Origin of the sequence: Paenibacillus sp. LS1 (genome assembly GCF_026013365.1) — a bacterium.
GTDB lineage: Bacteria > Bacillota > Bacilli > Paenibacillales > Paenibacillaceae > Paenibacillus.
Map to the genome: position 1 here is coordinate 1 of NZ_JAPDOE010000003.1, position 25,951 is coordinate 25,951.

Genomic DNA, 25,951 nt, shown 5'->3' on the forward strand with positions numbered 1-25,951 from the left:
ATGCGCCGCCCAGGGCTGCAAAGCCGCCCGAGCCGCGGCGTCCTCGCCCAGCTGGGCCAGCGCAAGCCCGGCGGCTAGCGGCTGCGTCCGCAGCGGGGCAGCAAGCGCTGCCGCATGGCGCAGCAGCCACTCCGGCCGATGCGCAGCCAACGCAACCGGGATCAGCGCTTGCCATGCCGCAGGTGGCAAGCTTACCCGAGCGGCTGCGCTGGCGATGGCTTGCGGCCGCCCGGTGGCTGCGACCAGCAACAACAGCCGCTGCCATGCAGGCAAGCTGCTTGGTTGCAGGCTCAGTGCCGCCGTGTACGCGGCTTCCGCCTCTGTCCAGTGGCCTGCCCGCTCATGTGCCATGCCTTCCAGCGTCAGGCTGCGATAGGTCCCAGCACCAGAGACTGATGTATATCTACTGGCTGTAGAAGCAGCCGATTTGGCCTGTTTTAACCAGTTCAGGGCCACATCCTCTCTCCCTTGATCCAGTTCAAGTACAGCACCAAGTTCCAACAAATCCGGAAAATCCTCATACACGGGCGCCCATGCTTCCACCACAGCAAGCGCCCTCTCCGGGCTACCACTCTCTCGCCATGCGTAAGCCGTTTTCAGCACCAGATCCGAGTGATATCCGCACTCCGGTGTAAGCTGTGCCAATAATGGCTGCAACAATCGGAGTGCTTCATCATACTTCGCTTGCTGAAACCATTCGGCAGCCAGAGCATATAACAACTCCGGTTGATCACCCTCCTGATTTAACGCGGAACGAATCAATTGCATATTCCGTGCACCTTTATTTTTGGTAGTAATCACCTGCTCCAGGTATCCGTAATGAATGATCTCAAGCCCAGAATGAAGTACACCTTGCGGAGCCAGTGCCATGATGGATGAAGCGATCTCTTCATGAATTCTGCCTTGAAAAGCAATTCGGGGATCATTTCGGAACAAACGACACACCGCATCTGTCACACGCTCTTCACCGGACACACCCAACAGACTCGTGACCTGTATCCAGTACCCCCATACATCATCTCTACTCGCGGCTAACAACTGCATGAGTTCTGCCTTCATCTGCGAGGTCTGTATCCATACTTCATCCGCATCAAGCACCAGAATCCACGGTTTCGTAGCAGCAGCCAGTGACAGATTACGGGCTTCACTGAAATCTCCGTTCCATTCTGTACGAATTACAATAGCACCATGGAGGCGGGCAATTTCAGTTGTATCGTCTACCGACCCAGTATCCACGACGATGATCTCATCCACAACATCTCTAACTGCATTCAGACACCGCTGGAGTGGGCCAGCTTCATCCTTCACGATTATGCACAAGCTAATCCCTGTGTCCACATTCATCACCACCCCTCACCAACGGAGTTTTGCCCCATCCAATAGCCCTCTGAATTAACTATACTCCCGCACCTGCTTAATATCGCTCAACTCTCGAACCCATCCGACCCTGGCAGTTCAAGCCGAATATGCTGAACAACAGGCCAACAACGGTGCCGTTGTCCATTCGTACGTTGGGCGAATACCTCCAGATGATGATCCACAGCACTAACCAATCCCTTCACCAACCAATCGGTTCCCGCGAGGGTATCCGAAGCCCCAGGGAATGACTCCATTCCATTCTCATTCAAGTTCTCTTTCTCTTCCACTCGAACGTTCTCCCCAACAGATAAATCATCTCCCACCAATTGCTGCCGACACATCTGAATCAGACTATGCAGTTCCTTCCATCTTCCTGACTGTATACATCCTTCCATCATCAGTCCGAGCGCCTGCCAGCCATCATACTCTGCTCCTGCAACCGTTCCGTCCATACCTGAGTCCGTGTCCTTCTTCTTTGTCGCTCTCAGACCAGCAATTCGCCCTGTCTGCACAGCAGGTTCCTCATTCGTTATTGCCCCAACCTGAGAACTACGCTTCAACCACAACGTCAATGGATCATCTCCGTTAATTTCCTTCCCCTCGATCCACTCCAAACGTTCGAGCCATCGGGCAGACGGCAGTGCGAGCAGCCCTTTTTTCCGCTTCACGGGTTCCAGCTTCAGACGCGCCTTGTTCCATCTTCCCTGCTGGATGTGGAGCATGGCTTCAGCCACGGACAAACGCTCTCTCATCTCTCCGGAAGGTTGTGAAAATACACCCGATAACAATTCCAGAGCCGCTTCATAACAACGACTTTGCTCCAGAATGCCCAATACTTTGTGTGTAGCCTCTTCCGATCCGAGCGCAAAACGCTCCGTCACCAACTCTGGAATCTGATGCTCCTGCCCGGAGACTCGCATAATTCGGAATATCCGATAGAGCGGCGGTAACAGACTGGATTTGGCACGTACCGCTTCCACGTAAGCATCCACCGCGCCTTCAAGATCAGCCTTTCCTTCCAGTAATCGGCCTAACGTATACCACGTCTGATAGGTGCCGATGCCTTCTTCCGTATGGTATATGGGTGGAGGTGGCCCCATGCGGACCGCTTCACGCAGCGATAATTCTGCCCGATCAGCATCCCCCAATGCGTCTGCACAGACTCCGCGATGATGCATCAGATCCGTGTACTCTGGAAAGAGTTCAAGCGCAGCATCGATTCGATCCAATGCCTCCTGCCAGCGATTCAGATGCTGTAGACAACGAACTTCATATTTGAACAGCAAATGTGCGTAACTGGTTACCGCTGGATCGATCCCCATCCGAGCCACAGCAAACGTCTCCAATGCCCGCTCCGCTTCCCCCACACGCAGATACTCAACGCCCAGATTATAGTGATGGAATGGCTGATCCGGCTCTTCCTCCACTGCCTGTTGCAGCAGGCGGACATTGCGGTTCACCTTATCTTTGCTCTCCACAATCGCCGTCTGATATCCGTAATGATGGATGACCATGTCCGTCACATGAAAAGCAGCCTCTGGATTCCCACGGCAGATCGCCACCGCAATCTGCTCATGAATTCGACCTTCGAACCGATGCTCCGGGGCATTACGGAAGAGACGCAAAACCGGATTCACGGTAACCCCCTGCTGACCCGTACCTGTATAGTTATGAATGTTTAAAAACAATCCGTCACATCCGCTGACCGTCGTCCAGCTTCTGATCTGCTCCCGCGCAGCCCTATCGAGCGCCTCGTCCGCATCAAGAAAGAGAATCCAGTCGCCGGAAGCCCGCTCCAGGCCAGCATTCCGTGCTGCGGCAAAATCATCGCACCACTCAAATGCCACAACCATCGCGCCATATTGCTGCGCAATCTTCGCGCTGCGGTCCGACGAACCGGTGTCCACCACAATCACTTCGTCTACCGCACCCTGGACACTGGCAAGGCAATGAGGCAGTAACTCTTCCTCATCCTTCACGATCATGCATAGGGAAATGCGTTCCGCTTGCAAGCTGATTCCTCCTTTCCTTCGCATGAAAAATCGTACGCCATGGAATGCCTTCGGCCGTGCGCAATCTTAGTTCCAGTGCAGCATGTTGTGCCGCGAGGGCCCCTGCCGACGGGGAGCGAACCACCTCCTGTCGAAGTACCTCAATTGCTATCCGCAAGTAACATACACCTGCTCCAGCTCTGGCCTGTTGCAGATCAGGTTCCCGCTCCAGAGCCTGCTCAAACAGAGACAGCGCCTGATCATAATATCCTTTGGCATACAGCGTTTCACCCAGCCAGAATAACCCTTCGGCATCAAGCTCACTCTCGGTCATGAACTGAATCAGGATGTTCGCGGCTATCAAGGTATACCCGTGACGATACAGCAGACTTGCAAACTCTCGCCGAACCGTGACTGCCTTTCCCCGATGCTCACGCATCATGATTGCCCGCAGTTCATGCAGTTGCTCAGCAAGCGTAAGCTGTCCAGTCTTCACGGCCTGCTGTACAACCTTTTCTGCAACCATCTGTGCCTGCGGACCCCACTCCATAAGCTTCTGTTCTTCTGACGCAGGTTCCATGCTTCGCGGCTCTTTGGTCAACTGGTCCAGCAGACGATCCATGACCTTCCAAATCGTCTTTTCCTGTGGATGGGTAGTTGCGAGGAATGTATCGGTTAATCGTAATCCATTAGCCCAATAAGCCAGTGCCCAATCCATTCTGTGCTCAGTCGGAAGACTGACTTCATGTCCACGCCCAACGTTCCAGTGTTCTTCTGCCAGTTGTAATGCCTCCGAAACCTTATTCGCACACAACATCCAATGTATTCGATCCGCTACATGGATACGAGCAATACGAGCATCTGTATCCAGCATTTTCAATGCCTGCCCATATGCTGCACAGCCTGCGAGAACATGAATGACTTGTGCAAAATGATCCTCATTCTGCACATCGTATGGATGGAACATTTCACCGTGGATCGACTCAACGTGACCCGATTCTTCGATCCGTTTGCACCTGGCGAGCAATGCTCCTGCCATGTTCTCATCCGTTTCTCCGGATTGTTGCAGTACATCTGCCAACCCCACCCATGCCGGAGCATATGCAAACATGCTGTCCAATGCCAGACCGTACAGATGTGCTGATTCATTCAGGAATCCCCGTTTCTGTGCAAGTCTTGCCATCGCGGTATAAGCTCTGTAACTGTCAGAACCTGCCTCCGTTACATATGGCGAGTCTAACGTGCTACCACCATCACTTTGCCCATCACTATCCGGCACCTCTAGGCACTCAGTCGCTCGGGCATAGGATTGATATGCACGTTCCTCCAAACCTTGCTGCTCTAACGTCTCCCCGTACAACAGGTGCAGATCCGCATAAGACGGATAACGCTGTCGTTCCACAGCCAGAACTGCATGCGCCTCGTCGTAACGTTCCAATCCCACAAGGGCCTTCGCATAATCCCTAACCAGTGTAGGGCGATATGGCGTGAGCAACTCTGTCAGGCGCAATGATTCATTGAACGCTTCAATTGCCTGTTCGATCTGACCAAGTTGGCAATACGTTACTGCCAGATTGTACAGGTGAAAAGGCTGTGCAGAATCATCCTGGAGTTCACGCTCAATCAACTTCAAATTACGTCTTGGTTTATGTTCATTCGCAATCGTGGAGGCCAGATATCCATCATGAATGAGACATAGTGGAGCTAGCGGTTCAGTCTCGATCAATACGTTTTCTTCGTCTATATAGTTCTCGTTCTTATCACTATCAGCAGCCTCATTCAGGACAAGCTTGCTCGGGCCGCTACGAACCAACTGCTCATGGATGCGTCCCACATATCGATATCCCTGATGTGCACGGAACAGTCTCACTGGCTGAGAGATAACGCTCTCCTCTACCCTATTACCGAAACGATTCTCTATAGTAATGCGTAATCTTGAAATGCTTTTATGGACTTTAGGCAAATAGTTCAGTAGTTCTTCCAACCCCTGTGTGACGTACTCATCCGCATCCAGACATAGGACCCATTCGGTGCCAGCCAAAGGCAAACTGATATTCCGCGCATGGGCAAAGTCATCCTCCCAGCGAGCGTGCAACACCGTTGCTCCGTATGTTCTGGCGATCTCGGTTGTGCGGTCAGACGAACCCGTATCGGTAATAAAGCATTCTGTGCCGATATGCTTCAAGCTGTCGAGACAGCGGGGCAGGTGATGCTCTTCATTTTGCACAATCATATGGATTCCAAGTAAACGGTTCTGCAAACATAACCACCTCCAATACAAAAAAAGTACATGAAGTCCACCAAAGGAACTCCATGTACCTATATGACAAATGAATGGGTTATGTGCCTTGTCCATTGAAGAACACATCAATCGTGCTTGGTGCGCCGAGTAGGCTGGAGCGGTAGGAAAGACGCGTATATTTGAGAAAACGCTGCGGAACCAATACATCCACTGATCCGGACAAAATACCCGTCACAGTAGCTACATCTGTGTACCAGTTCGTACCGTTGGCGCTGATCTCAACATGAGCATCTACCCGGTTTACACCCGGCCCCCGGTTGTATACAAAGAAAGAATACGTACCAAATACACTGGTTGTCACTGCTGGAAGCGGTGTAAAGGTGTTAGCAGTCGGGGTGCTAATGAGCTGTGACTCCTGAAAACTCTTCTGTGAAATGGACGTCACGCTGCTAAGCGTTCCCGCGGTAATTGTAGCGCCGAGCACGCTGGTGATCGTTCCGTTTAACAGGTTCGTCAAGGTTCCTGCGGTAATTGTTGCCCCGAGTACACTCGTGATCGTACCATTCAGCAGATTCGTCAAGGTTCCCGCTGTTACCGTTGCGCCAAGGACGCTTGTAATGGTTCCGTTCAACAAGTTCGTCAGCGTTCCTGCGGTGATTGTTGCTCCGAGTACACTCGTAATTGTACCATTCAGCAAGTTCGTCAACGTTCCCGCTGTTACCGTTGCGCCGAGTACACTGGTGATCGTTCCGTTTAATAAGTTCGTCAGCGTTCCTGCGGTGATGGTGGCTCCAAGTACACTGGTGATCGTACCTGCGGTAATTGTTGCTCCAAGCACGCTGGTGATCGTTCCAGCCGTAATCGTCGCTCCCAATACACTTGTGATTGTACCATTCAGCAAATTCGTGAGTGTTCCCGCTGTCACTGTAGCTCCGAGCACACTGGTGATGGTTCCGGCTGTGATCGTTGCTCCCAATACACTCGTAATCGTACCATTCAGCAAGTTGGTCAGCGTTCCCGCCGTTACCGTTGCTCCGAGCACACTGGTAATCGTTCCGGCTGTAATCGTCGCCCCAAGTACACTTGTGATCGTACCATTCAGTAAGTTCGTCAATGTTCCTGCAGTCACCGTGGCTCCAAGCACACTCGTGATGGTACCATTCAGCAAGTTCGTGAGTGTTCCTGCTGTTACCGTTGCCCCGAGTACACTTGTAATCGTTCCGGCCGTGATCGTCGCACCCAATACACTTGTGATCGTACCATTCAGCAAGTTCGTCAAGGTACCTGCGGTAACGGTGGCTCCAAGCACACTGTTGATTGTACCTGCCGTGATGGTCGCTCCAAGTACACTTGTGATCGTTCCGTTTAGAATGTTCGTAATGGTTCCGGCATTAATCGTAACGGTGGTCAGACCGGAGATGTTACTGATGGTTCCGTCCAAAATGATGCCAACCACGTTCCCGCTCGTATCGGTTCTGACAGGCTGGGCTGTGCCTGTACTATCCTGGCCGAAGATCAATGTCCTCAGATTATCCGGATTCGTATTAAACGTTGTAAAGTTAGGCATGTGCCTCGTCCTCCTCCCTGGTCAAATCTATGAGATCTTACTCCCTTACGGCATACGCTGTGCCTGAAAGTAAACATCGAGCCGGGTCGGTTGATCCGGTTCAACGGATCGAATTGCAAGCCGGGTATAATGCAAAAATCGCAAAGGTACCAGCGCTTTGGTCTGTCCTCCCGCGACCACCTCCTGGCTGTCCACAGCATAGTCTACGGCATTGGGGCTGATCTGAATCTGTACAAGAGCCGGATGTTTGCCCCGATTCACAACGCCATAGGTATACATGCTGAGTGATGAGGTGTCTTGTGCCGGGAGTGAGTGTATGCTGCTACTGGTCTCGGCTCCGACATACGTATGCTCTGTAAAACAATGAATAGCACCAGGGAGTTTCGTACGTGAGGAAGCACCCTGCTTGAACCGGGGACGAGTGATCCGGGAACAAGGGGGTTTCAGCAATTTAGCGCGGCAGGAATGACGGGAGCGACGACGGCTAACATATTTAGTTGGTTGCTTCGTTCTCTTCTTGCTTCGCTTCGCTGTTCGACTCATCTCGATTTCCCCTTAAAAAATGTGCTTACGCATCGTATGCCCGGTTTGGAAATACGGGCACGGCACATGCCGTTATTTCCAGATATACGGCTCAGTCCCCAATCCATTTTTCTTCTTTTCACATACACTGCAAGTACAATGACATGCGGATCTAACGGAGTTCCCTATAAGTGCGTGTTCAAAAAGGTCGGTTTTCAGTACCGAGAAGATGGGATAAAGCTAGAAATGGAGTAGCGGAGCGTAGATAAAGCTACGTGAGCAACCGCAATGTTTCCGAAGGAAACAACCTTCGTAAGCCCCTACTTATTTCGGCTGAATTCCATATTCGATGTTGATGATGCCGCTAGGTATCCTTCGTAATCAAAAGCGGACTTTTTGAACAACCTCTATAAGTTAATCTGGTCTATGGGAGGTGGATGAGATGACCAACTACAATATATTCAACCAATCGAATGGTCCCCTGTTTACTCAACTGACCAATACCTTCTCGGCCCCCGGCATTGAAGCGTCACCAGACAGTGGTGCAGCTGCTGCAGGCAGTTTTTTTGCCTTAACGACCAACAATACCGCAATTCCTGCCAGCCAAAACCTTCTTCTACAGATCCTGAATGGAGCCGGTAGTGGCAGAACATTACGCATATCCAGCCTCACAGGAGGCACAACAGCAGCAGCCACACTTGTGATCTATTCGGGAGGAACGGTGACTGCCGGGAGCACACCTGTGCCCGTCAATACGCTACTTGGAAACACCAACGCCAGTGTAGTCACAACGAGGCAAAACACCGGTACTCTTGGGGGAACTTTCACGAGCATCGCAAGTATTCCGCTTACCGCAGGTATGTATTCACTGGATTTGAACGGCTCGATTATTGTTCCACCGGGACAAACTTTATCCATTAGTGTAGGCACAGGAAGTCAGACGGGAGCCATTAACCTGTTCTGGTGGGAATTCTGAGTTGGATCATAGTAGAAGGTGGTGTATACAGTGCCAAATAATAATGTATTCAACCCGTTAAGCCAGCCCGTCTATACGTCGAATACCAACACATATACCTCTCCCGGCATTGTTGCCCCACCGGAGAACGATGCCGGCAACACAGGCAATCTGTACAATGCAGGTTCCACCAACTCCACAACACTGGGATTGCTGGGAGGAACGGTAATCGCCACCGTACAATTGGCCAATCCAGCGGGAAGCGGGAAAACGCTATACGTATCACGGCTCTCAGGCGGAATCACGGTTGCGCTCAACCTGTTGTCTTCCTTCAGCGGTTCCATGAGTCTGACTGCCAATGGAACGCTCACCTCTCCCAGTACACTTACACCGGTGAATAGCAACCTTTCCAGCAGCAATACCAGTGTAGCCACGGTTCGATTCTCTGCTGCTGCGCCTTCAAGTGCGACCCCATTGATGGCAATGCCCCTTCAAGCAGGACCGTTTCTATCCAATGAGTTCGGTCGTTATGTGATTCCTGCAGGTCAGGCCATTAACCTGTCTGTCAGCGGATCGCTTTCGGTTGGTGGACTGATGGCCTCAACTGCCTATTTCGCCTGGTGGGAAGTGTGATTCGCTTAATCATGCATAACAATGCAACATGCAAACAGCCGCCTTCGGATGAATACTGAAAGCGGCTGTTCGTTTTATTGTAGATGCAATGTTGATTAAAAATGTTGTCCGGGCAAAGGGCGTCAGGCCGATTCCTGCGGAAAGATCTCTTTTGCTTCAGTCACGAGAGGTTGCTTTCCCTGCCCAAACAAGTGATATTTACGAAGTAATCCGTGAATGGCCTCCTGCATTTCTGGGTCCTGAGCGGAGGGGCTAGCGGGTAGAACGGACTTGTTCTCGTGCACAGCAAGCCGATAACCGTAGCCGTGTTACCGTATATGTCCCTTCATCCAGTTGCAAAGACATGCCTGGTTCCTCCTACTATGTATAATTCACTAATCCGAAATCGTATAGATTCATTCCATTTTCTCTTCATCGTGTTCAACATACCACAAAAACCCTTTGCGAGAACGCAAAAGGTTTTTATGGTATATCTATTCTTTGAACAAGTATTACCTTGCCTTTTAACCCAGAACGACGCGATCGTCCGCCATTTTTTTGCCACTGATACGCTCGAATTCACCAAGCAACTCAGGTACAGTCAACGTACGCTTGCGCTCTTCGCTCACATCCAGAATAATTCGGCCTTTGTCCATCATGATCAAACGGTTACCCAGACGAATCGCCTGTTCCATATTATGCGTCACCATCAGTGTAGTAAGTCTCATCTCACGTACAAGTGTCTCCGTCAGTTCCGTGATCAGTTCGGCACGTGAAGGGTCAAGGGCTGCCGTATGCTCATCCAATAACAAAATCTGCGGCTGGGTAAAGGTCGCCATCAACAGACTGAGTGCCTGCCGCTCCCCGCCGGATAGGAGGCCAACCTTCGCATTCGGCCGCTTTTCCAATCCAATTCCCAGCTTCTCCAATTGTGTGTTGAAAATCTCACGTCTGGCACGGGTTACTCCAAAGCCTAGTCCGCGTCCTTTGCCACGTTTGTATGCCATCGCCATATTTTCTTCAATGGACATATGTGGCGCTGTTCCTGCCATTGGGTCCTGAAACACCCGACCAATCCAGCTGCTACGCTTATGCTCTGGCAGGTTTTTAATGGAACGGTCATTGATTAACACATCGCCCATATCCGGCTTCATCACACCCGAGATGATGTTCATCAGCGTGGATTTCCCGGCTCCGTTACTGCCAATCACCGTCACAAAATCTCCCGGATTCATCGTCAGATTCACACCAACCAGCGCAGTCTTCTCATCCGTTGTGCCTGGGTTGAACAGCTTGGTTACTTGCGTAATCTCCAGCATGATTACATACCTCCCTTCATCTGCTGACCCCCGGATCGCATCAACTCTTCCGTTCGTTTGCGAGCCAAACTACGCTGCTTCATGGAGCGTTGCATCGTTGGGAATACAAGGGCGATAATGACGATCACTGCGGTAATCAGCTTGAGATCCGACGTGTCGAACCACTCCACCTGAAGGGCAAGTGCGACTACAATCCGGTATATGATCGAACCAACAATCGCTGCGAGTGTAGCCCAGAATACCGTTCTTGCCCCAAGGATAGCTTCTCCGATAATGACCGAAGCCAAACCAATGACGATCATTCCAATGCCCATCGTGATGTCTGCAAAGCCTGATTGCTGGGCAATAAATGCACCAGATAGTGCAACCAATCCATTGGATAAGCTGACACCTACAATGGTAGTCACATCCGTATTCGCACCAAAGCTGCGAATCATGCGTTTGTTATCACCTGTGGCGCGAAGAGCCAGTCCAATATCTGTTTTCATGAACAGATCGAGCATAATTTTAAACACCAGCACCACGATAATAATAAGCACCATGACATGCTCACCCGAGAATGGATTATCCATGCCCATAATGGATTTATTCGGTGCGCCAAGAATACGCATATTAATGGAGTAGAGCGCAATCATCATCAAAATCCCGGATAACAATCCGTTGATTTTGCCTTTGGTATGAAGCAGACCTGTACAAGCCCCAGCCACCATGCCGCCAGCCATTGCCGCCAAACAGGCGAGCCAAGGAGAGAAGTCATTGGAGATCATCACCGCCGCGATTGCGCCTCCTGTTGTAAAACTTCCGTCTACGGTAAGGTCAGGGAAATCGAGTATGCGGAACGTAATATACACACCAAGTGCCATCAGTGCGTATAAAAGCCCCAGCTCGATCGCTCCTTCAATTGAATTCCAGCTTATACTCACGCTACTTCCTCCCTGTCTATCGAAAAGAATGAGGCGAACCCGTTGCATGTCCGCCTCGCATCCATCCTGCCGGATTATTCTCCGGTCAGATTATTCAATAATGTTGTTGTCCTGATCTTGCACTGCCGCCTTCATCTCATCCGTAACCGTGATACCTTGGGCTTCAGCCGCTTTCAGGTTCAGGATCAGATCCAGCTTGTCCGGAACGGTGACTTTCATATCACCAGGTTTCGTACCGTTTTTCAGAATGTCCGCAGCCATCTCCCCAACCTGATATCCATGGTCATAATATTTGAAGCCAACGGTTGCGAAAGCCCCTTTTTCAACGGTATCCCGATCACTGGAGAAGAACGGAATTTTGTTGTTGTTCGCCGTTTGAATAATCGTATCGACCGCACTCACGACAGAGTTATCGAGCGTAATGTACAAGGCGTCTACTTTGCCAACGAGGGAATCTGTTGCCTGTTTTACTTCCGATGTATTCGTAACTGGTGCTTTCACCAGCTTGATATTATGTGTCGCCAGCGCCTTTTCAGCATTATCTGCCATAACCACAGCATTCGGTTCGCCTTCGTTAATCACCAGACCTACCGTTTTCACATCCGGCAGATTTTTGGCGATAAAGTCAGCCAATTGTACGATCGCCTCCGGGTTCGTGTCCGATGCACCTGTAACGTTGCCGCCCGGCTTGTCCATATCAGTCACCAGTTTGGCACCCAGTGGGTCTGTCACTGCTGCGAACAACAATGGCTTGTCCTTCACTTGTTGAGCCAGAGCCAGCGCAGATGGGGTCGCAATTCCGAGTACAAGATCGTTTTTGGAATCACCCGAGATTTTCTGTGCAATGGACAGGTTGTTCGTCGAATCACCTTGCGCATTATTGTAATCAATTTTGAGGTTCTTGTTCTCTTCAATACCTGCGTCCTTCAGAGCTGCGATAAATCCTTCGCGTGTAGCATCCAGGGATGGATGTTCAACAATCTGGGAGATGGCAATCTGGTATGATTTTTCCTCGCTGCCTCCACCTGTTGTACTTCCCGATCCTTCGGATTCCGAGCCTGTACCGCTGTTATTTCCGCAACCTGCCGCAACGATCATTGAAGCAACCATCATCAGTGACATCCAAAATTTCTTTTTCATGTGTGAGAACCCCTCTCCATCTAATAAAATGTGGTTACCCTTATCAATCGAAATTCCATTGACACGATAGGGCGGGACAAAACAAACGCTTCAACGCATTGTTGCTTTGATCGACAAAAGCAGACAAATATAGACTTTTCTCATGCGACTGAAGTCCATGACCCGTGTTGTGTTTTTGTGTTTCCCTAATATTAAGGGCCGTCCCGATATACGTCAATGGTTGAACCGCTTCCAATTTACTTTCATCGGTTGGTTGTGATAGAAAACATTACATAAAACATAAAAACCACCCACAATGTTTCGTAGATGGTAGCCATTAGTACAGCTATAACGTAAGGTTCTACTTATAAATAAGGAGTATGGAGTCTTCTTCTAATCTCGTCCATAAGCATTTTTTTCTCCACATCGGATATGGCATCTGCAATCAGTTTGCGTGCTGCAACAGGCGCAATCCAGGGTTCGACATCTGCATAACGGATACCGGACAACTTCTCATACTCCTCCATAAAGATGCGAATGCTGGCCTCTCTGGTAGCATCAAGAACAACCGTCGCTTCATGTGGCAGATGCGAAGGCAGTATGGCGTATCGAATCATAATGATGTATTCGGCCAAGTCGGCCTCCGGATTTCCGGTAGAGGCATTGTTCCAGTCAATAATAATGGCATCATTGTCCCTGATCAGTATGTTACCGGGATTCGGATCACCGTGACATAGTTGCTGCTTCATCGGTAATCGATCCAATTGGGCAATCACAGCAGCTTTCTCCGCTTCTGCCAAGTATTGAGCTGCAACAATATTATGCTTGATATTTTCCCGCTGACTCGGCATATGGGCCACTGAATGCGAATGAATCTGGTGAATAAGCTGTGCTGTAATCCGGGCATTCACGAAATCTTCGCTGATATCCAACGGTTGCTGCATTCTGGACTGCTCTACCGCTCTGTCTACAAAACGCTTCATGATCGTCTCGCCATCAATCCGTTCGAATACAATCCCTGATCGCCCCTCGACAGTCACCAGATCATACGGCTTGGGAACCGGCAGCCCACACGCCGAAGCAATGTGGCAATGATGAAGTTCGGCCTCCAAAGCAGACGTAATGGTGTTCGGTTTAGCCAGTTTAACGATCTTGCTCCCATCTTCCCATTCAAATACTTCCGCACATCCACCTTCTCCAATTTTGTTGCCAAGCCTATGGACCATGATGCTCACTCCTTCAATGGATTTAATAAGTGAGACCTTCCTTGTGTAACAACATCTCGTACATTTCCCGGATCATTTCAATCGCTTCATTCATGTCCAGTTCCAGGGTATGAGAGTTCAGAAGTGTTCCAATGCCAATCAAATATATCGTCAGTTTAAGAAAAATGCGTTTGAGTTGCTCCACCGATACATCCTGCAACCGCTTGCTATACCGCATATAAGACGTAGTTAATTCTTCACCCAGAAACTGATCGGTGTAGGGATTATATTGTCGGTAACCCGAGAGATACAACGTTCGATATAGATGCTTCTCGTTCTGTGCAAAGTACAGGAATCCAATCGTCAGGTTCAAAGCAGGGGAATTGTCATCGTCCTTATACTCCAACATGCTGTAACGGGCGAATTCAGCTGCCTTGTCATACACGTTTGATTTCAGCTCTTCAATGTTGTTATAGAGACTATAGATCGGTTGGGTGGAGCAATGGAGCGTCTGAGCAACATTTCGCGCAGTTAGCGCCTCCAAGCCTTGAGCCCGTACAAGCTCAAAGGCAGCGGATAACACCTTTTCTTGCGTAATCTCGGATTTGGGTGGCATATGATTCTCCTTCCTTTGTTAATAACATATGTTATATAACGTATGTTATTATTAGTGTATTTATGTGTCAAGTGTATTTATGGGAAGAGATTTTTCATATTTAAAATTTCCAAAAAAAAGAGGCATCCCTCCCAATGTACTTTGGGTATGGTCGCCTTATATCAATCAAAGGATAGCTCCAGAGTGCTTATTCCTTTTCTTTTTGCAGTTCCTCTAATTCAGATGGTGTTAGCCCGGTAGCTTTAATAATAGTAGCCTGATCAAGACCTAAATTGAGCATATTCATTGCGATTTTCCGCTTGCTCTCAGCTTCACCTTCTTTGATTCCTTCTTCGATTCCTTTTTGAATTCCTTCCTGCATGCCTTTCTTGAGACCCTCTTCTCGTGCGCCCTCAATCATGGAAGCTTCGTCCCATAGAAATTTCTGACGGTCGATATATCGTTGACGTGCTTGCTCATCCTGGCTCAGAAACTCCAATACACTCATGGCTTTTTTCAAAGCCGGTTCCGGTTCGTGCATCATTAACGCCTCCCAGCTTGATCTAGTCATTCCTTTCAGAAATAACAGCCAACGCACCAATCCATCCTTTATTTGAATATTTTCATCATTCAGCTTTGGTATTTCCATAAAATGAATCTCTATAACATCCGTCAACGGAATATCAGTATGGTCTTCTCTTAAATGAAATACGTTGTGATACTGGTCATTAGCGAGCATTTTGAAATTAACAATGTTGATCGCAACGCATTTTTTGAGTTGACTATATCTCTGTCCTTCAAGTAATTGTCCAGAGTATTGTTTACCCCAATAGAACAAAGTCCTCTTCTCTAAATCATACTGATTAAACAACTGCATTTCAACATTAATTAGCTCACCTTGATCTGTTTTGGCCCGTATGTCCAGAATGGACTGTTTATCTCTCGGTGTATCTTTGTCCAGATAAGGGTTGATTAACACAATCTCGGTCAGTAAGGATTCACCTGCATTTTTGAAGGTGTGATTCAGAAAAGCCAGAAGAACATCCTTATTCTCTTCACTTCCAAAGATTCGTTTGAACACATAGTCGTTCTTGGGATCAAGCAACTCTGTCATCATTATTCACTCCTACGCACAAAATGAACAGAATATATCTGCTGAAATTTCAGCAAACATAAGGATGCGAACATGCACTCGATGTTAGCTCTATTATATCACGCATCGCCATACGAAAATAGCGTTTATACGTAATACATTATCAAAAAAAGAGACTATCTCGACGAATCGAAACAATCTCTTCTGTATAAACCAGTTAATTTCCCGACGCCTCGCGAATCTCATACTTGCACCTTTTGCCGCCATCGGCGTAACATTCGGTACGCTCCACTTCAGCTTGAAGAAGCGAGCGGAACAGATCCAGTTCACAGCGGCAAGCCTGCTTGTAGACACTCGCGACTTGTACAATCGGGCAGTTCATTTCCGTAATGACGTAAGTTCCATCGTCTTCTCTGGACGCATCCGCCATATATCCGTTGGCATTCTGGATTCGCGCGAGTTCCTCCACCCGTCCGGCCAGATCCTGGCCCTCCATCTGTGGCAATCCGCTGCGAAGCAGTTTGTCCCGGCGACTCTCGAACAATGCATCTACCACACCGCTCCCGGCTGAGTCAGACAATTCTTCAAGCAGTTCCAGCGTAAGGGACGAATATGATTTTGGAAAAAAGCTGTCCCCGCGTACCGTCAATTGGTACACCGAGGACGGACGTCCGGCCGTAGCCCGGGCCTCCCGAACCTCAATCCATCCGTCCTGCTCCAGTGCCGTCAGATGACGACGAATGGCCATGCCGGTCAGACCCAGATCAGCTGTCATTTCCCTCGCGGTCAATGTACCTTGCTGCTTCAGCATGAACAAAATCCGTTCACGCGTCGTTCGTTCCTCTTCGCGCTTCACGATCAGCACCTGCTCTCCTGCTTATGCGTGTACCGGTGCTGCCTCCCGGCAGGCATCCGAGCAAAAGCGGTTATGCGTCTCTTCGCAATCCTCACAGCTTACGTGCTGCAGGTTGCAGGTTGGACAATTAATATATCGGTCATGTGTCGTTCCACAGTGATAACAGCTGGCAATGACGATATCCTCTTCTGTCCGGTTGATCGGTACAGAGATTCGCTCGTCAAACACGTAACATTTACCATCGAACAGATGACCCTGTACTTCCGGATCTTTACCGTACGTGACAATACCACCGTCCAATTGAGCTACGTCCTGGAATCCTTCATTGATCATGAACCCCGTCAGCTTCTCGCAGCGAATGCCGCCAGTGCAATAGGTTATAATCGTTTTGTCCTTCATGTCACCCAGGTTCTCCCGAATCCACTCCGGAAACTCACGGAACGACTCGACATCTGGACGAATGGCCCCGCGGAAGTGACCAATTTCGTATTCATAATCATTGCGACCATCGATAACGATGACGTCATCACGTTGCAAATGCTCATGGAACTCCTTCGGTGAAAGGCGTTTGCCGCTAGTCACATTCGGATCAAGATCTTCGTCCACGCGGAACGTAACCAGTTCTGCTTTGTGACGAACAAAGATTTTTTTGAACGCATGCTCTTCCACGTCATCAATCTTGAACACCATATCGCTAAAGAGCGGATTAGCCAGCATATCTTTCATGTACTGTTCCGTCTGTTCGGGCGTTCCGGATACCGTACCGTTAATGCCTTCAGATGCGATCAGAATACGGCCTTTCACACCAAGGTCCTTACAGTATTGCAGATGCTCTTGTGTAAACGTCTCAGGGTCTTCAATCTTCACGAACTTATAATATAAAAGCACGCGATACGCGCTGTTACACATGTATATCACCTGTTCCTATTCCATGTTGTTATTAGCCGGATCATCCGGCAAGACGACTACGTTGCACCCTTACTGTTAAAAAGAAAATAAACAGCCGCCCGAAACATCGTCTCGAACTGCTGCCTGACATTCGACTTTTATTCCTGCATTCTAGTTTATCGGAAGCGGAACAGCTTAGTCAATATAAATGTATAGAAAGGGATGAAAGATATGGAACATATCTATCTGCACCATTCACCCTATTCGGAGATCGTAATGACCGAAGTTACAAAGTGATAGGATTCATTCTCCAATATCGCCTGTGATAACAGAATCTTATTGCCTGCCGGGCTCCAAGCGAGTGGGTCAGAAGCGTTGTCCATGTCCGCCGAAATCTGGAACTGTTCTGCCGACTCCGTGTTGGAGACGAACAGTCCTTTCTCATTGTCATTCTCGGAATTGATCGTATACGCAATCTTGGAATCATCACCCGACCAGCTGGTGCCGAAGATTTGCGTGCCTCTGGCGAGCGTGGCCTTCTCATTGCCTTCCAGATCGGTGAGCACCAGCGCCCGTTTGGTATCCGCTGTTCTTTTCACAATCGCGAGCCTTGTTCCATCATTAGAAGGAATGACCCACTCCACACTTTTCAGCACCTGTTTCTCTTCACCGGTCTTCGTGTCGTATGCGTTCAGCTGGCCGTCTTCACCCGTAATATAATAGAGCATTCCGTTCGAAACCTCGATGCTCCGTACATTGAAATTACCTGTCTCTACCAGCACTTTCGTTGTACCATCCACACTTGCCGAGATCAGATCACCCTTCATATTGGGAAAAACGACATGTTCATTATCCAGCCATGCGCCCTCTTGGATAAATCCATCCTCCTTGCCAGCAGGGGTTGTCTCCCCATTATGCAGGTTCAGGAAGTAGCCTTTACCCGTATTTTCCTCCGGCTCCCGATAGAATAAGTACTGACCATCCGGTGACACTAGCGGTGCACCCAGACTCGCTTCACCTTCTTTGAGCGGCGTATCTGTGCCTTTGGTCAGATCATACATATATAAGTTATGCGGGTATCTTTCCTGACCTTCAACGGTGACGGGTTTCAAGGACTTGTTCTCCTTGTCAGATACAATCCAATCATCACTAAGCCATGCAATCCCGCGCATATTTGGCAATTTATCAATCTTCTCCAGCTTGAAGCTCTGGTACACAGACGTATTGGTATTATCTTTCACCGTAATATCGGTGCCCGTTTTCCCACCTTGTGCGTTGCCCCCCGGCTCCGTTGTTCCCCCGCATGCTGCTGTCGTTAACAGGGCAATGGCCCCGAACGTGCCCAAAGCTGCTTGTTTCCAATTCATGATGGTCCCCCCTGGTTTCTCTTGCTATAGACCAAGCATACACATCGCATACTTCCAAAGTTATTCAGACTTGTTTCGAACTTGTAAACTTGCATCTGCCAAAGGGAAAATAAGCTGGAAAGTCACACCTTCCCCATCCTCTAGATCGCCTGTCAGCAGGGTGATTGTACCGCCCTGTTTTTCAACGAACTGCTTCACGAGAGATAGTCCCAGTCCGGTTCCGCCGGTTTTTCTGGCTCTGTCTTTGTTCACGGTGTAAAAGGGTTCAAAAATCTTCTCCCGCGCCTCTGCCGGAATCGGCGTACCCGAGTTATAGATGCGAATGACCGCTTGACGCTCCTGCGTCCGCAGTTCGTTCTTCACCCGGATCACACCATCCGGAACGTTATATTTAATCGCATTATCCAGCAAGTTGATGAAAATATGCATAAGACTTTCTCGATCGCTACGGATCACCGCCGGTTCAAGATCCAGTTCCATGTTCAGCGCGAACTTCTCCGCTTTTCCACGCATCCGGCCACAGGCATCATCAAGCAGAGCACTGACCTCTACATCTTCGGCCTGATTCTCGAAGTCGTACTTCTCCAAGGCAGATAAATGTAGTACTTTCTCGACCATCTCGTACAGCCGCTCCGTTTCTTTGCCAATATTATTCGTGGCATCATCAAGCAGTTGCGGATCATCCTTATACATGTCGAGCAGCTCCACATAAGCTTTGATCGACGTTAGTGGCGTCTTGAACTCATGGCTGATGTTACCGATATATTGTTTCTGCTGCTGTTCCAGCGCCTGCAGCTTCTCTATCGCCAGTTGCAGCTTCTGCTGCTCCGCATGCATAGCTGTGATGTTCTGCTGAATTGACGTGCTCATATAATAGATGCCTTGCCCCAGCTCGCCCAATTCATCCTTGCGCCTTACAGGAGACTCCGTAATATAGTCGCCTTCGCGAATGGAATCTGCGGACTTCTTCAGCCGGGTAATGGCGACAGCAAATCGATTGTAGAACAGGTACCCCAGAATGAAGCTCAGCGCCACAACGGCAATGCCCGCCCATATGAACAGTTGAAGGATGCGAGCATAGAATTCATGATAGCTCTGGACTGGATACTGCATCCATACGGCACCCATCTGTCCATCCGGACCATCCAACGGTGCCGCATAGAGCAAGGTATCCCCTTGCTCATGGTAGGCTATTTTATTTTGTAGCGCATAGTTCAGCGTATCCTGAACAATCGCACTCTCCCCAGAGCTGATCGATGAACCGACTTGTTGGCCCTTCATATCATAGAGAGCTATCGGCAATCCGGTAGAGTTGGCCAGTTCCTGTGCCAGTCTGCGACCGTTTCGCTGTAAAAAAACGTCCTGTTCGAGATGAACGGACTCGGTGTAGTAGGCCTGTCTCACATTCAAATTCACCAGACGTGTCTGCTGTGACAGAATTCCCTCGATCTGTGACTGCTGATTGCGTTCAATACCTCGCAGCACCAGTGAACTGAGCACCACCACCGTCAGGATGAGCAAAGCTGCCAGAAAAACACTGAATTTCAGCTTGATGCTGACTCTCATACCGCCCCGCCCGTTTCAGATGCAGATGCTTTGTAGCCAATTCCGTATACGGTCTGCAATTTTTGCTGATCCGTATCCCCGATTTTTTTACGCAAACGCTGGATGTGAATGTCCACGGTTCTTGTGCCACCCGCATATTCCATACCCCACACCCGATCCAGCAGATCGTCTCGTGTGTACACACGCTCGGGATTGGACATCAGAATAGTCAGCAGGTCGAACTCTTTCGGTGTCAGATCTAGCTTCTCTTCATTTACAGTAACCGTACGGTGAGCGACATGAATACGCAGTTCGCCATTCACAATGGCCTGATTCTTCGAATCGTCAGGTGGTGGACTGCTTTTCTCGACACGGCGCATCAATGCTTTTACCCTTGCGAGCAGTTCGCGGATCTCGAACGGTTTGGTCATGTAATCATCGGCTCCCATTTCCAGGCCGACGATTTTGTCTACGATATCATTTTTGACGGTCAGCAAAATAATGCCGATATCCTCGCGGTCCTCCAGCCTGCGGCATACGCCGTATCCATCAAGCCTGGGCATCATGACGTCCAGAATCATGACCTGTGGGTGAAACAATGCGACCTTGACCAAGGCCTCTTCACCGTCACTCGCAGTCTCTACTTCATATCCTTCGCGCCGCAGCGCGTAAGCAATGGCACTCACAATACTTGATTCGTCATCTACCACGAGCACTTTTTTATTCATGGGATTCATCCTCTTTATCTATGTCATGAGTTAGTTTATGGGTCTATGTTAGCAAGGTCCGTGGGAATTAGCTATGGATGAGTTTGCAATTTGTATGAGAGACTTGCATCTTCTCAGCTTGGACTTGGCTCTACTTTCTTTATACCCTAAAGGCAACAAAAAGAGCCAACCCATGTTTGGATCAGCCCTTAATCTATAGATTCTCAATTCATGTTACTGTTTAGGCAACAACTTCTTAATTTCATCTTCGGAGAGTCCAGATGCTTTAACTATAGCAGAGAGATCTACGCCAAGTGTAAGTAATTCACGGGCCATTTCTCTCTTGCCTTCCAACTTACCCTTGGCTGCACCTTCAGCTCGTGCGCCTTCGAGCATCGTAGGCCATTCTGGTGGACGCATCCTGACTCAGAAATTCCAGCGTATCCATCGCCTTTTCAGTCACTCAGCATCAGCTCCATTCTCACCAGCATTATATCATAATTCCCATATAGCCTCAGCTTGATAATGGATCTGCGCATAAATTGCATCTACTCCTCAAATGACAGATTGATCGGCTCGTCCGACATCTCGTACTCTGTCTCCATATGTGTCAGTGGTGTGTTCAGATCAACCTCCTCGAAGCGGAAGCTGTCGACCCACACTTTTCCTTTACCGTTCAAAATCACCCCGAATGAAATGACCGCGCTGTCCTCCGGTACATCAAGCACAATGTTGTACTGATTCCATGGCTGCGTACCCGTGATCGGCCGATCATGCATGTTATCGAACTGAAGTACATCATGGACGTTATTATCCACCCGCATCCATAATCCGCAGAACGCATCCACACGCTCGGTCTTCACGAATCCCGATAACTTCATCCGCTTACCCACATACTTGTCCGCTCTGAACTGTTGCATCATCGTTGCGAACTCGTTAGGCTCCATTGGCGTAACTGCTTTCAAATATCCTGAAGCTTTCCCCTGATGTACTTCGGCAGGATCAATACCCATCTCATAATTTTGGGGATGACTCCCGGTTAACATCCAACCTGTAATCGTTGACGTCTGATTCATCTGTAACTCTCCTCCTCTGGTTCTTCCTTCGAATAATGTCAGATCGAACAGTTTGCGAAAACGTCCTGGTGGCATGCCATAACATTTGCGGAATGCGCGGGTGAAGGCTTCCTGACTCTCAAATCCACAAGCCAGGGAGATTTCCAGAATGCCTGCATCTGTAGTTCGCAGGGCCGTAGATGCCAGACTCATCCGGCGATTGCGGATATAATCCACGATGGTCATGCCCACCTCATTACGGAAAATTCGGTGGTAGTGATACGGCGATAATAACGCCTCAGACGCCACTTCTTCCAGCCCGATCTGCTCATGAAGATGGGTCTCAATATAGAACAAACTTTGCTGAATCATTGCACGGTAACGGCTCAACTGAAGTAAAGCCCCCTTCCATATCCTTACTATACGTGAATGATGTAATCGCCGTTTTGATCATTTTTGCTATCTTTACCTCGGTTGCCCTCTGCCGAAAACGCAAAAAAGAGCCAACCACGGATTGAATCCTTTCCGTAATTGACTCTCCTTTTATCTATTTGCACAACATTCTTCGTCAGACAGCCGGTACCGGCTGTGTGCCAACCTCTTCTTCATCATGCTCCACCAGTTCATGTTTCTCCCAGGCTCTGCTCTTCCAACGGAAGAACATAATGACCGCACGGGTCCACTCATCCGCCGCAATGGCAAGCCACACACCAGCAAGCCCCAGATGAAGCTGGAATATAAGCAGGTACCCGAGTGGCAGACTCATGCAGACCATGGAAATCAGCCCCATGTATACTGGGAACTTTGCATCCCCTGCCGCACGCAGGGAACCAATAATAACAATATTGCAGGTACGTCCGGTTTCGAGCAAAAGACTGAGCAAAATCACTTGAGAGCCCAGCTTGATAATTTCCGGATTTTCCGTAAATATGCTCATCAGCGGCACGCGGAACAGAATGATGATTACATCGATGATGACTGTTGCCAGAAGCGCCCATTTTACACTGTCAAAAACACGTTTGTACGCATCGTCTTTGCGCCGTGCACCCACAAGCCGACCTACAATGATCGATGTCCCCATACCAATCGCCATGCTGAACAAGTAGATGTAGCTGGAGATATTACCCGCATACTGTTTGGTTGCCATGGCTTCTGCGCCCAGATAGGTCACATACAGCGTGAACACGAGCTGGCAGGAATGATATACCATGGATTCCATCGCAGACGGAATACCAATCCGCAGAATTTTGCCAATGAATTTCTTGGACAATTTAATGTAGTATTCGAAATCCACTCGTACCTCGCTCACACGATACAACAACCAGAAGAAGATCAGCAGGCAGATAAAGCGACTTCCCACCGTAGAGATGGCTGCCCCTTCCACCCCAAGCTTGGGCAGGCCGAAGTGACCAAAGATCAATGCATAGTTACCAACAACGTGAATCACGTTCATGAATACAGCGACATACATCGTTTCTTTGGTATAACCATGTGTACGAATCGTTGCAGCAAGCGCATTAATGAGCGCCTGAAGGAAGATACCGCCACCGACGATATTTATATACGAACGGGCAAAATCATAAATTTCGCCTTGAATGTTCAGAAGTGATAACAAATGTCCTCCGAACAGAAGAAAAATTCCGCTCAGGACCAACCCCACAATAAGGTTCAGTGTAATTGCGTTACCTGTAACTTGTGCTGCTTCACTTAGCTTTTTCGATCCGATATATTGTGCCACTACAATCGCAGCACCATGTCCAATGACTTCCAATACAAGTATAGCAATAGAGATAATCTGATTGGCTGCTCCAACGCCGGAGACCGCATTATCGGATACCGAGCTGAGCATGAGCGTATCCACGCTCCCCATCAACATAAATAAGAAGAGTTCCAGGAAAATAGGCCATGTCAGTCGAATCAGATTCAGATCCTTGGCATCAGACCGGAGGGACTCTTTGGTTGAGGATATTGCTGTCATTTTCTCACCTTTCCCATGTGGGCTTTAATTCTTAGGGTATGTTAGCACAGGTGGTTTGAAAATGCAGTAGTTTTGCGAAAATAGTTGAAAGTTTTTTGCAATTCCATAAATAGGTATTTTCAGCGTTTTCATCAAGCCCATCTTCCGTACACTTGCCAGAGGCTTCAGAAGACATAACAGGCCCTTCCAACTCGCCTTTTAAGCAAGTAATGGAAGGGCCCTAACCCTCAACCTTTTAACCTTTGACCGAACCCGCAGCGATTCCCTCTACGATTCGATTACTCAGAATGAGAAAAGCAATCAGGATTGGCATAATACTAATCATCAACGTCGCACCAATGGCTCCCCAATCCGTTGTATATTGACCGATAAAGTTCTGCACCCCAACGGTCAGGGTCTTATACGCATCTGTACTGATGAACGTATTGACGAAGATAAATTCATTCCAGTTATAGATCATGTTAATAATCGCCGTTGTAGAGATGACGGAAGACGTCATCGGTAGCACAATCCGGAAGAAAATTCGATGCACGGAGCAACCATCCATCACGGCGGCTTCTTCCACTTCCCGAGGAAGCGCGTAGTAGAATCCAAGTAGAATCATAATGGTAATTGGCATATTAAAGGCAATATAAGACAGGATGACTGACAAAGGATGATCAGTGAGATGAAGCTTCAGGAACAAGCTGAACAGCGGGATCAAGGTGGAGTGCACAGGAATCATCAGACCCACCATGAACAGCCCCAGCACCAACGAACGCCCCTTCCAGCGCATACGCGTGATGGCAAAGGTCACCAGACTGGCAAACAGCACGGTAAACACAACCGAGATCACCGTAATCCATACACTGTTGAAGAAGTATAAGCTGATATTTCCCTCTGTCCATACCTTGACATAGTTTTCCCAACGCGGGGTAGCAGGAAGGGAAAAAGGCGCCATGTCGAATACTTCCTGATTATTTTTGAGCGAGAATAACAGCAGCCACACCAAGGGCAAAATTTGCAGCAAAGCTACCAGGGACAAGAGGAAATACAGCAGAACATAGCCAAATCTCCTTAACCATGCCGAACCTCGGCCTGTCCCCGGGTACGCTGGCAATCTAACGGCCGTATCCGTCTTCACCGGGATGGACCTCCTTTCATTTCACTTACGTCAGGAATACTGGATAGTATCTTTGGATGCTGTCGCTTTTCGAAGCAGCCAGGTAACCAGCAGACAGATCAAGAGCAGGAAGAAACCTACAGCACTGCCGTAACCAAAGTCGAAGCTACGGAACGCCTGACGATACATATAGGAGGCCATCACTTCGCTGGAGCCATTCGGTCCGCCATCGGTCATCACGTAGATGAGATCGAAATACTTGAGCGAGCCCACCACGGCCAGCACCACGGTCACCTTAATGACTTCTGTAATAAGGGGCAGCTTGATTCGAAAAGCGATCTGCCAAGGGCTTGCCCCATCAATCCGTGCTGCTTCCACCAGAGATTCCGGAATATTTTTGAGGGCCGCATAATAGATCAAAATATAAAAGCCTGCATATTGCCACAGAATTGGCACGAACAGTGCATACAGCACCAGAGATGGTTCCGCCAGCCAGGCTGGTGGATTGCTGAATCCGATTGCTTCCAGGAATGTATTCAGCACCCCGTTGCTGGGATGATAGATCTTCAGCCATAGCTGGGCGATGGCTACGGAAGACAACAGCATCGGGATTAGGTATATTTTTCGAAACAAGTTCGCGCCCTTGATCTTGCCCGACAGCACCAAAGCGATCATGAGATAACCGATGAGGCTCAGTGCAGAGAACAAAGCAAGCAAAAAGGTATGATTCGCACTCTGCCAGAATGTTCCGTCCTGAAGCAATCTAGTGTAATTATCCAATCCAATAAAGGTCATTGCACCGATCCCATCCCATTGCATCAGTCCATAATATCCGGTGAGCACGATTGGGATGTAGACCAAAACCAGCAGCAGAAGTAGTGCAGGAAGCACGTACACCGCAGCAACGAGACGATTGGACATGACTTTGTCCATCACATTATCCTCCCTTCA

General features: G+C 48.9%; 23 protein-coding genes. 2 read left to right on the plus strand and 21 right to left on the minus strand.

Annotated features, from left to right (window positions below):
• From OM416_RS15395 to OM416_RS15415, 5 genes are all read right to left on the minus strand, one after another.
• Positions 1–1,344 (minus strand): glycosyltransferase family 2 protein (locus OM416_RS15395; RefSeq protein ID WP_264930797.1); only part of this gene is annotated, 1,344 nt, incomplete at its 3' end.
• 80 nt (positions 1,345–1,424) lie between these two features.
• Positions 1,425–3,371, minus strand: a complete 1,947-nt coding sequence (locus OM416_RS15400) for a glycosyltransferase (RefSeq protein ID WP_264930799.1) — start codon at positions 3,369–3,371, stop codon at positions 1,425–1,427.
• Positions 3,328–5,610: a glycosyltransferase gene (locus tag OM416_RS15405; protein WP_264930801.1), complete on the minus strand. Its 2,283-nt coding sequence runs from the start codon at positions 5,608–5,610 to the stop codon at positions 3,328–3,330. The genes OM416_RS15400 and OM416_RS15405 overlap by 44 nt, the downstream gene beginning before the upstream one ends.
• A gap of 79 nt (positions 5,611–5,689) precedes the next feature.
• On the minus strand, positions 5,690–7,159 hold the full coding sequence (locus OM416_RS15410; RefSeq protein WP_264930803.1) for a DUF6385 domain-containing protein: 1,470 nt from the start codon (positions 7,157–7,159) through the stop codon (positions 5,690–5,692).
• A 45-nt stretch (positions 7,160–7,204) separates the two neighbouring features.
• On the minus strand, positions 7,205–7,702 hold the full coding sequence (locus OM416_RS15415; RefSeq protein ID WP_169479932.1) for a DUF6385 domain-containing protein: 498 nt from the start codon (positions 7,700–7,702) through the stop codon (positions 7,205–7,207).
• A gap of 421 nt (positions 7,703–8,123) precedes the next feature.
• Here OM416_RS15415 and OM416_RS15420 point away from each other — a divergent pair, with 421 nt between their 5' ends.
• The gene (locus tag OM416_RS15420) at positions 8,124–8,657 is read left to right on the plus strand and encodes a hypothetical protein (protein WP_211084708.1); all 534 of its coding nucleotides are present in this window, start codon (positions 8,124–8,126) and stop codon (positions 8,655–8,657) included.
• Between the two features lie 30 nt (positions 8,658–8,687).
• Entirely contained in the window at positions 8,688–9,269 is a 582-nt protein-coding gene (locus OM416_RS15425) for a hypothetical protein (RefSeq protein ID WP_264930808.1), read from the plus strand.
• Between the two features lie 503 nt (positions 9,270–9,772).
• Here the strand turns inward: OM416_RS15425 and OM416_RS15430 are convergent.
• From OM416_RS15430 to OM416_RS15505, 16 genes are all read right to left on the minus strand, one after another.
• A complete protein-coding gene (locus OM416_RS15430) occupies positions 9,773–10,567 on the minus strand; it encodes an ABC transporter ATP-binding protein (RefSeq protein WP_036606660.1) in 795 nt (264 codons plus the stop codon).
• A gap of 2 nt (positions 10,568–10,569) precedes the next feature.
• Positions 10,570–11,430 carry an ABC transporter permease gene (locus tag OM416_RS15435; protein WP_413775798.1) on the minus strand — a complete coding sequence of 287 codons (861 nt, stop codon included), beginning with the start codon at positions 11,428–11,430 and terminating at the stop codon, positions 10,570–10,572.
• Positions 11,431–11,580: 150 nt separating this feature from the next.
• Positions 11,581–12,630: an ABC transporter substrate-binding protein gene (locus OM416_RS15440; RefSeq protein ID WP_264930821.1), complete on the minus strand. Its 1,050-nt coding sequence runs from the start codon at positions 12,628–12,630 to the stop codon at positions 11,581–11,583.
• A 344-nt stretch (positions 12,631–12,974) separates the two neighbouring features.
• Positions 12,975–13,835 carry an aminoglycoside phosphotransferase family protein gene (locus OM416_RS15445; protein WP_264930823.1) on the minus strand — a complete coding sequence of 287 codons (861 nt, stop codon included), beginning with the start codon at positions 13,833–13,835 and terminating at the stop codon, positions 12,975–12,977.
• A 22-nt stretch (positions 13,836–13,857) separates the two neighbouring features.
• Positions 13,858–14,430, minus strand: a complete 573-nt coding sequence (locus OM416_RS15450; protein WP_264930825.1) for a TetR/AcrR family transcriptional regulator — start codon at positions 14,428–14,430, stop codon at positions 13,858–13,860.
• Positions 14,431–14,617: 187 nt separating this feature from the next.
• The gene (locus tag OM416_RS15455) at positions 14,618–15,523 is read right to left on the minus strand and encodes an Rpn family recombination-promoting nuclease/putative transposase (RefSeq protein WP_264931481.1); all 906 of its coding nucleotides are present in this window, start codon (positions 15,521–15,523) and stop codon (positions 14,618–14,620) included.
• A gap of 196 nt (positions 15,524–15,719) precedes the next feature.
• On the minus strand, positions 15,720–16,367 hold the full coding sequence (locus tag OM416_RS15460) for a helix-turn-helix transcriptional regulator (RefSeq protein ID WP_253504030.1): 648 nt from the start codon (positions 16,365–16,367) through the stop codon (positions 15,720–15,722).
• 12 nt (positions 16,368–16,379) lie between these two features.
• Complete coding sequence (locus tag OM416_RS15465; RefSeq protein ID WP_169479940.1) at positions 16,380–17,267, minus strand: rhodanese-related sulfurtransferase; 888 nt, start codon at positions 17,265–17,267, stop codon at positions 16,380–16,382.
• A 239-nt stretch (positions 17,268–17,506) separates the two neighbouring features.
• On the minus strand, positions 17,507–18,613 hold the full coding sequence (locus OM416_RS15470; RefSeq protein ID WP_264930831.1) for a hypothetical protein: 1,107 nt from the start codon (positions 18,611–18,613) through the stop codon (positions 17,507–17,509).
• A gap of 60 nt (positions 18,614–18,673) precedes the next feature.
• Positions 18,674–20,179, minus strand: a complete 1,506-nt coding sequence (locus tag OM416_RS15475) for a sensor histidine kinase (protein WP_264930833.1) — start codon at positions 20,177–20,179, stop codon at positions 18,674–18,676.
• Complete coding sequence (locus OM416_RS15480; protein WP_264930835.1) at positions 20,176–20,886, minus strand: response regulator transcription factor; 711 nt, start codon at positions 20,884–20,886, stop codon at positions 20,176–20,178. The genes OM416_RS15475 and OM416_RS15480 overlap by 4 nt, the downstream gene beginning before the upstream one ends.
• A 213-nt stretch (positions 20,887–21,099) precedes the next feature.
• Positions 21,100–21,285 carry a hypothetical protein gene (locus OM416_RS15485; protein ID WP_264930837.1) on the minus strand — a complete coding sequence of 62 codons (186 nt, stop codon included), beginning with the start codon at positions 21,283–21,285 and terminating at the stop codon, positions 21,100–21,102.
• Between the two features lie 128 nt (positions 21,286–21,413).
• Positions 21,414–22,292 (minus strand): helix-turn-helix transcriptional regulator, encoded by an 879-nt coding sequence (locus OM416_RS15490; protein WP_413775799.1) that lies wholly within the window; start codon positions 22,290–22,292, stop codon positions 21,414–21,416.
• Positions 22,293–22,488: 196 nt separating this feature from the next.
• Positions 22,489–23,898, minus strand: coding sequence for an MATE family efflux transporter (locus OM416_RS15495; RefSeq protein WP_264930841.1), 1,410 nt, complete (start codon positions 23,896–23,898; stop codon positions 22,489–22,491).
• Between the two features lie 235 nt (positions 23,899–24,133).
• Positions 24,134–24,997, minus strand: a complete 864-nt coding sequence (locus OM416_RS15500) for a carbohydrate ABC transporter permease (protein WP_264931483.1) — start codon at positions 24,995–24,997, stop codon at positions 24,134–24,136.
• A gap of 54 nt (positions 24,998–25,051) precedes the next feature.
• Positions 25,052–25,933, minus strand: a complete 882-nt coding sequence (locus OM416_RS15505; RefSeq protein ID WP_264930843.1) for a carbohydrate ABC transporter permease — start codon at positions 25,931–25,933, stop codon at positions 25,052–25,054.
• Positions 25,934–25,951: the final 18 nt, after the last annotated feature.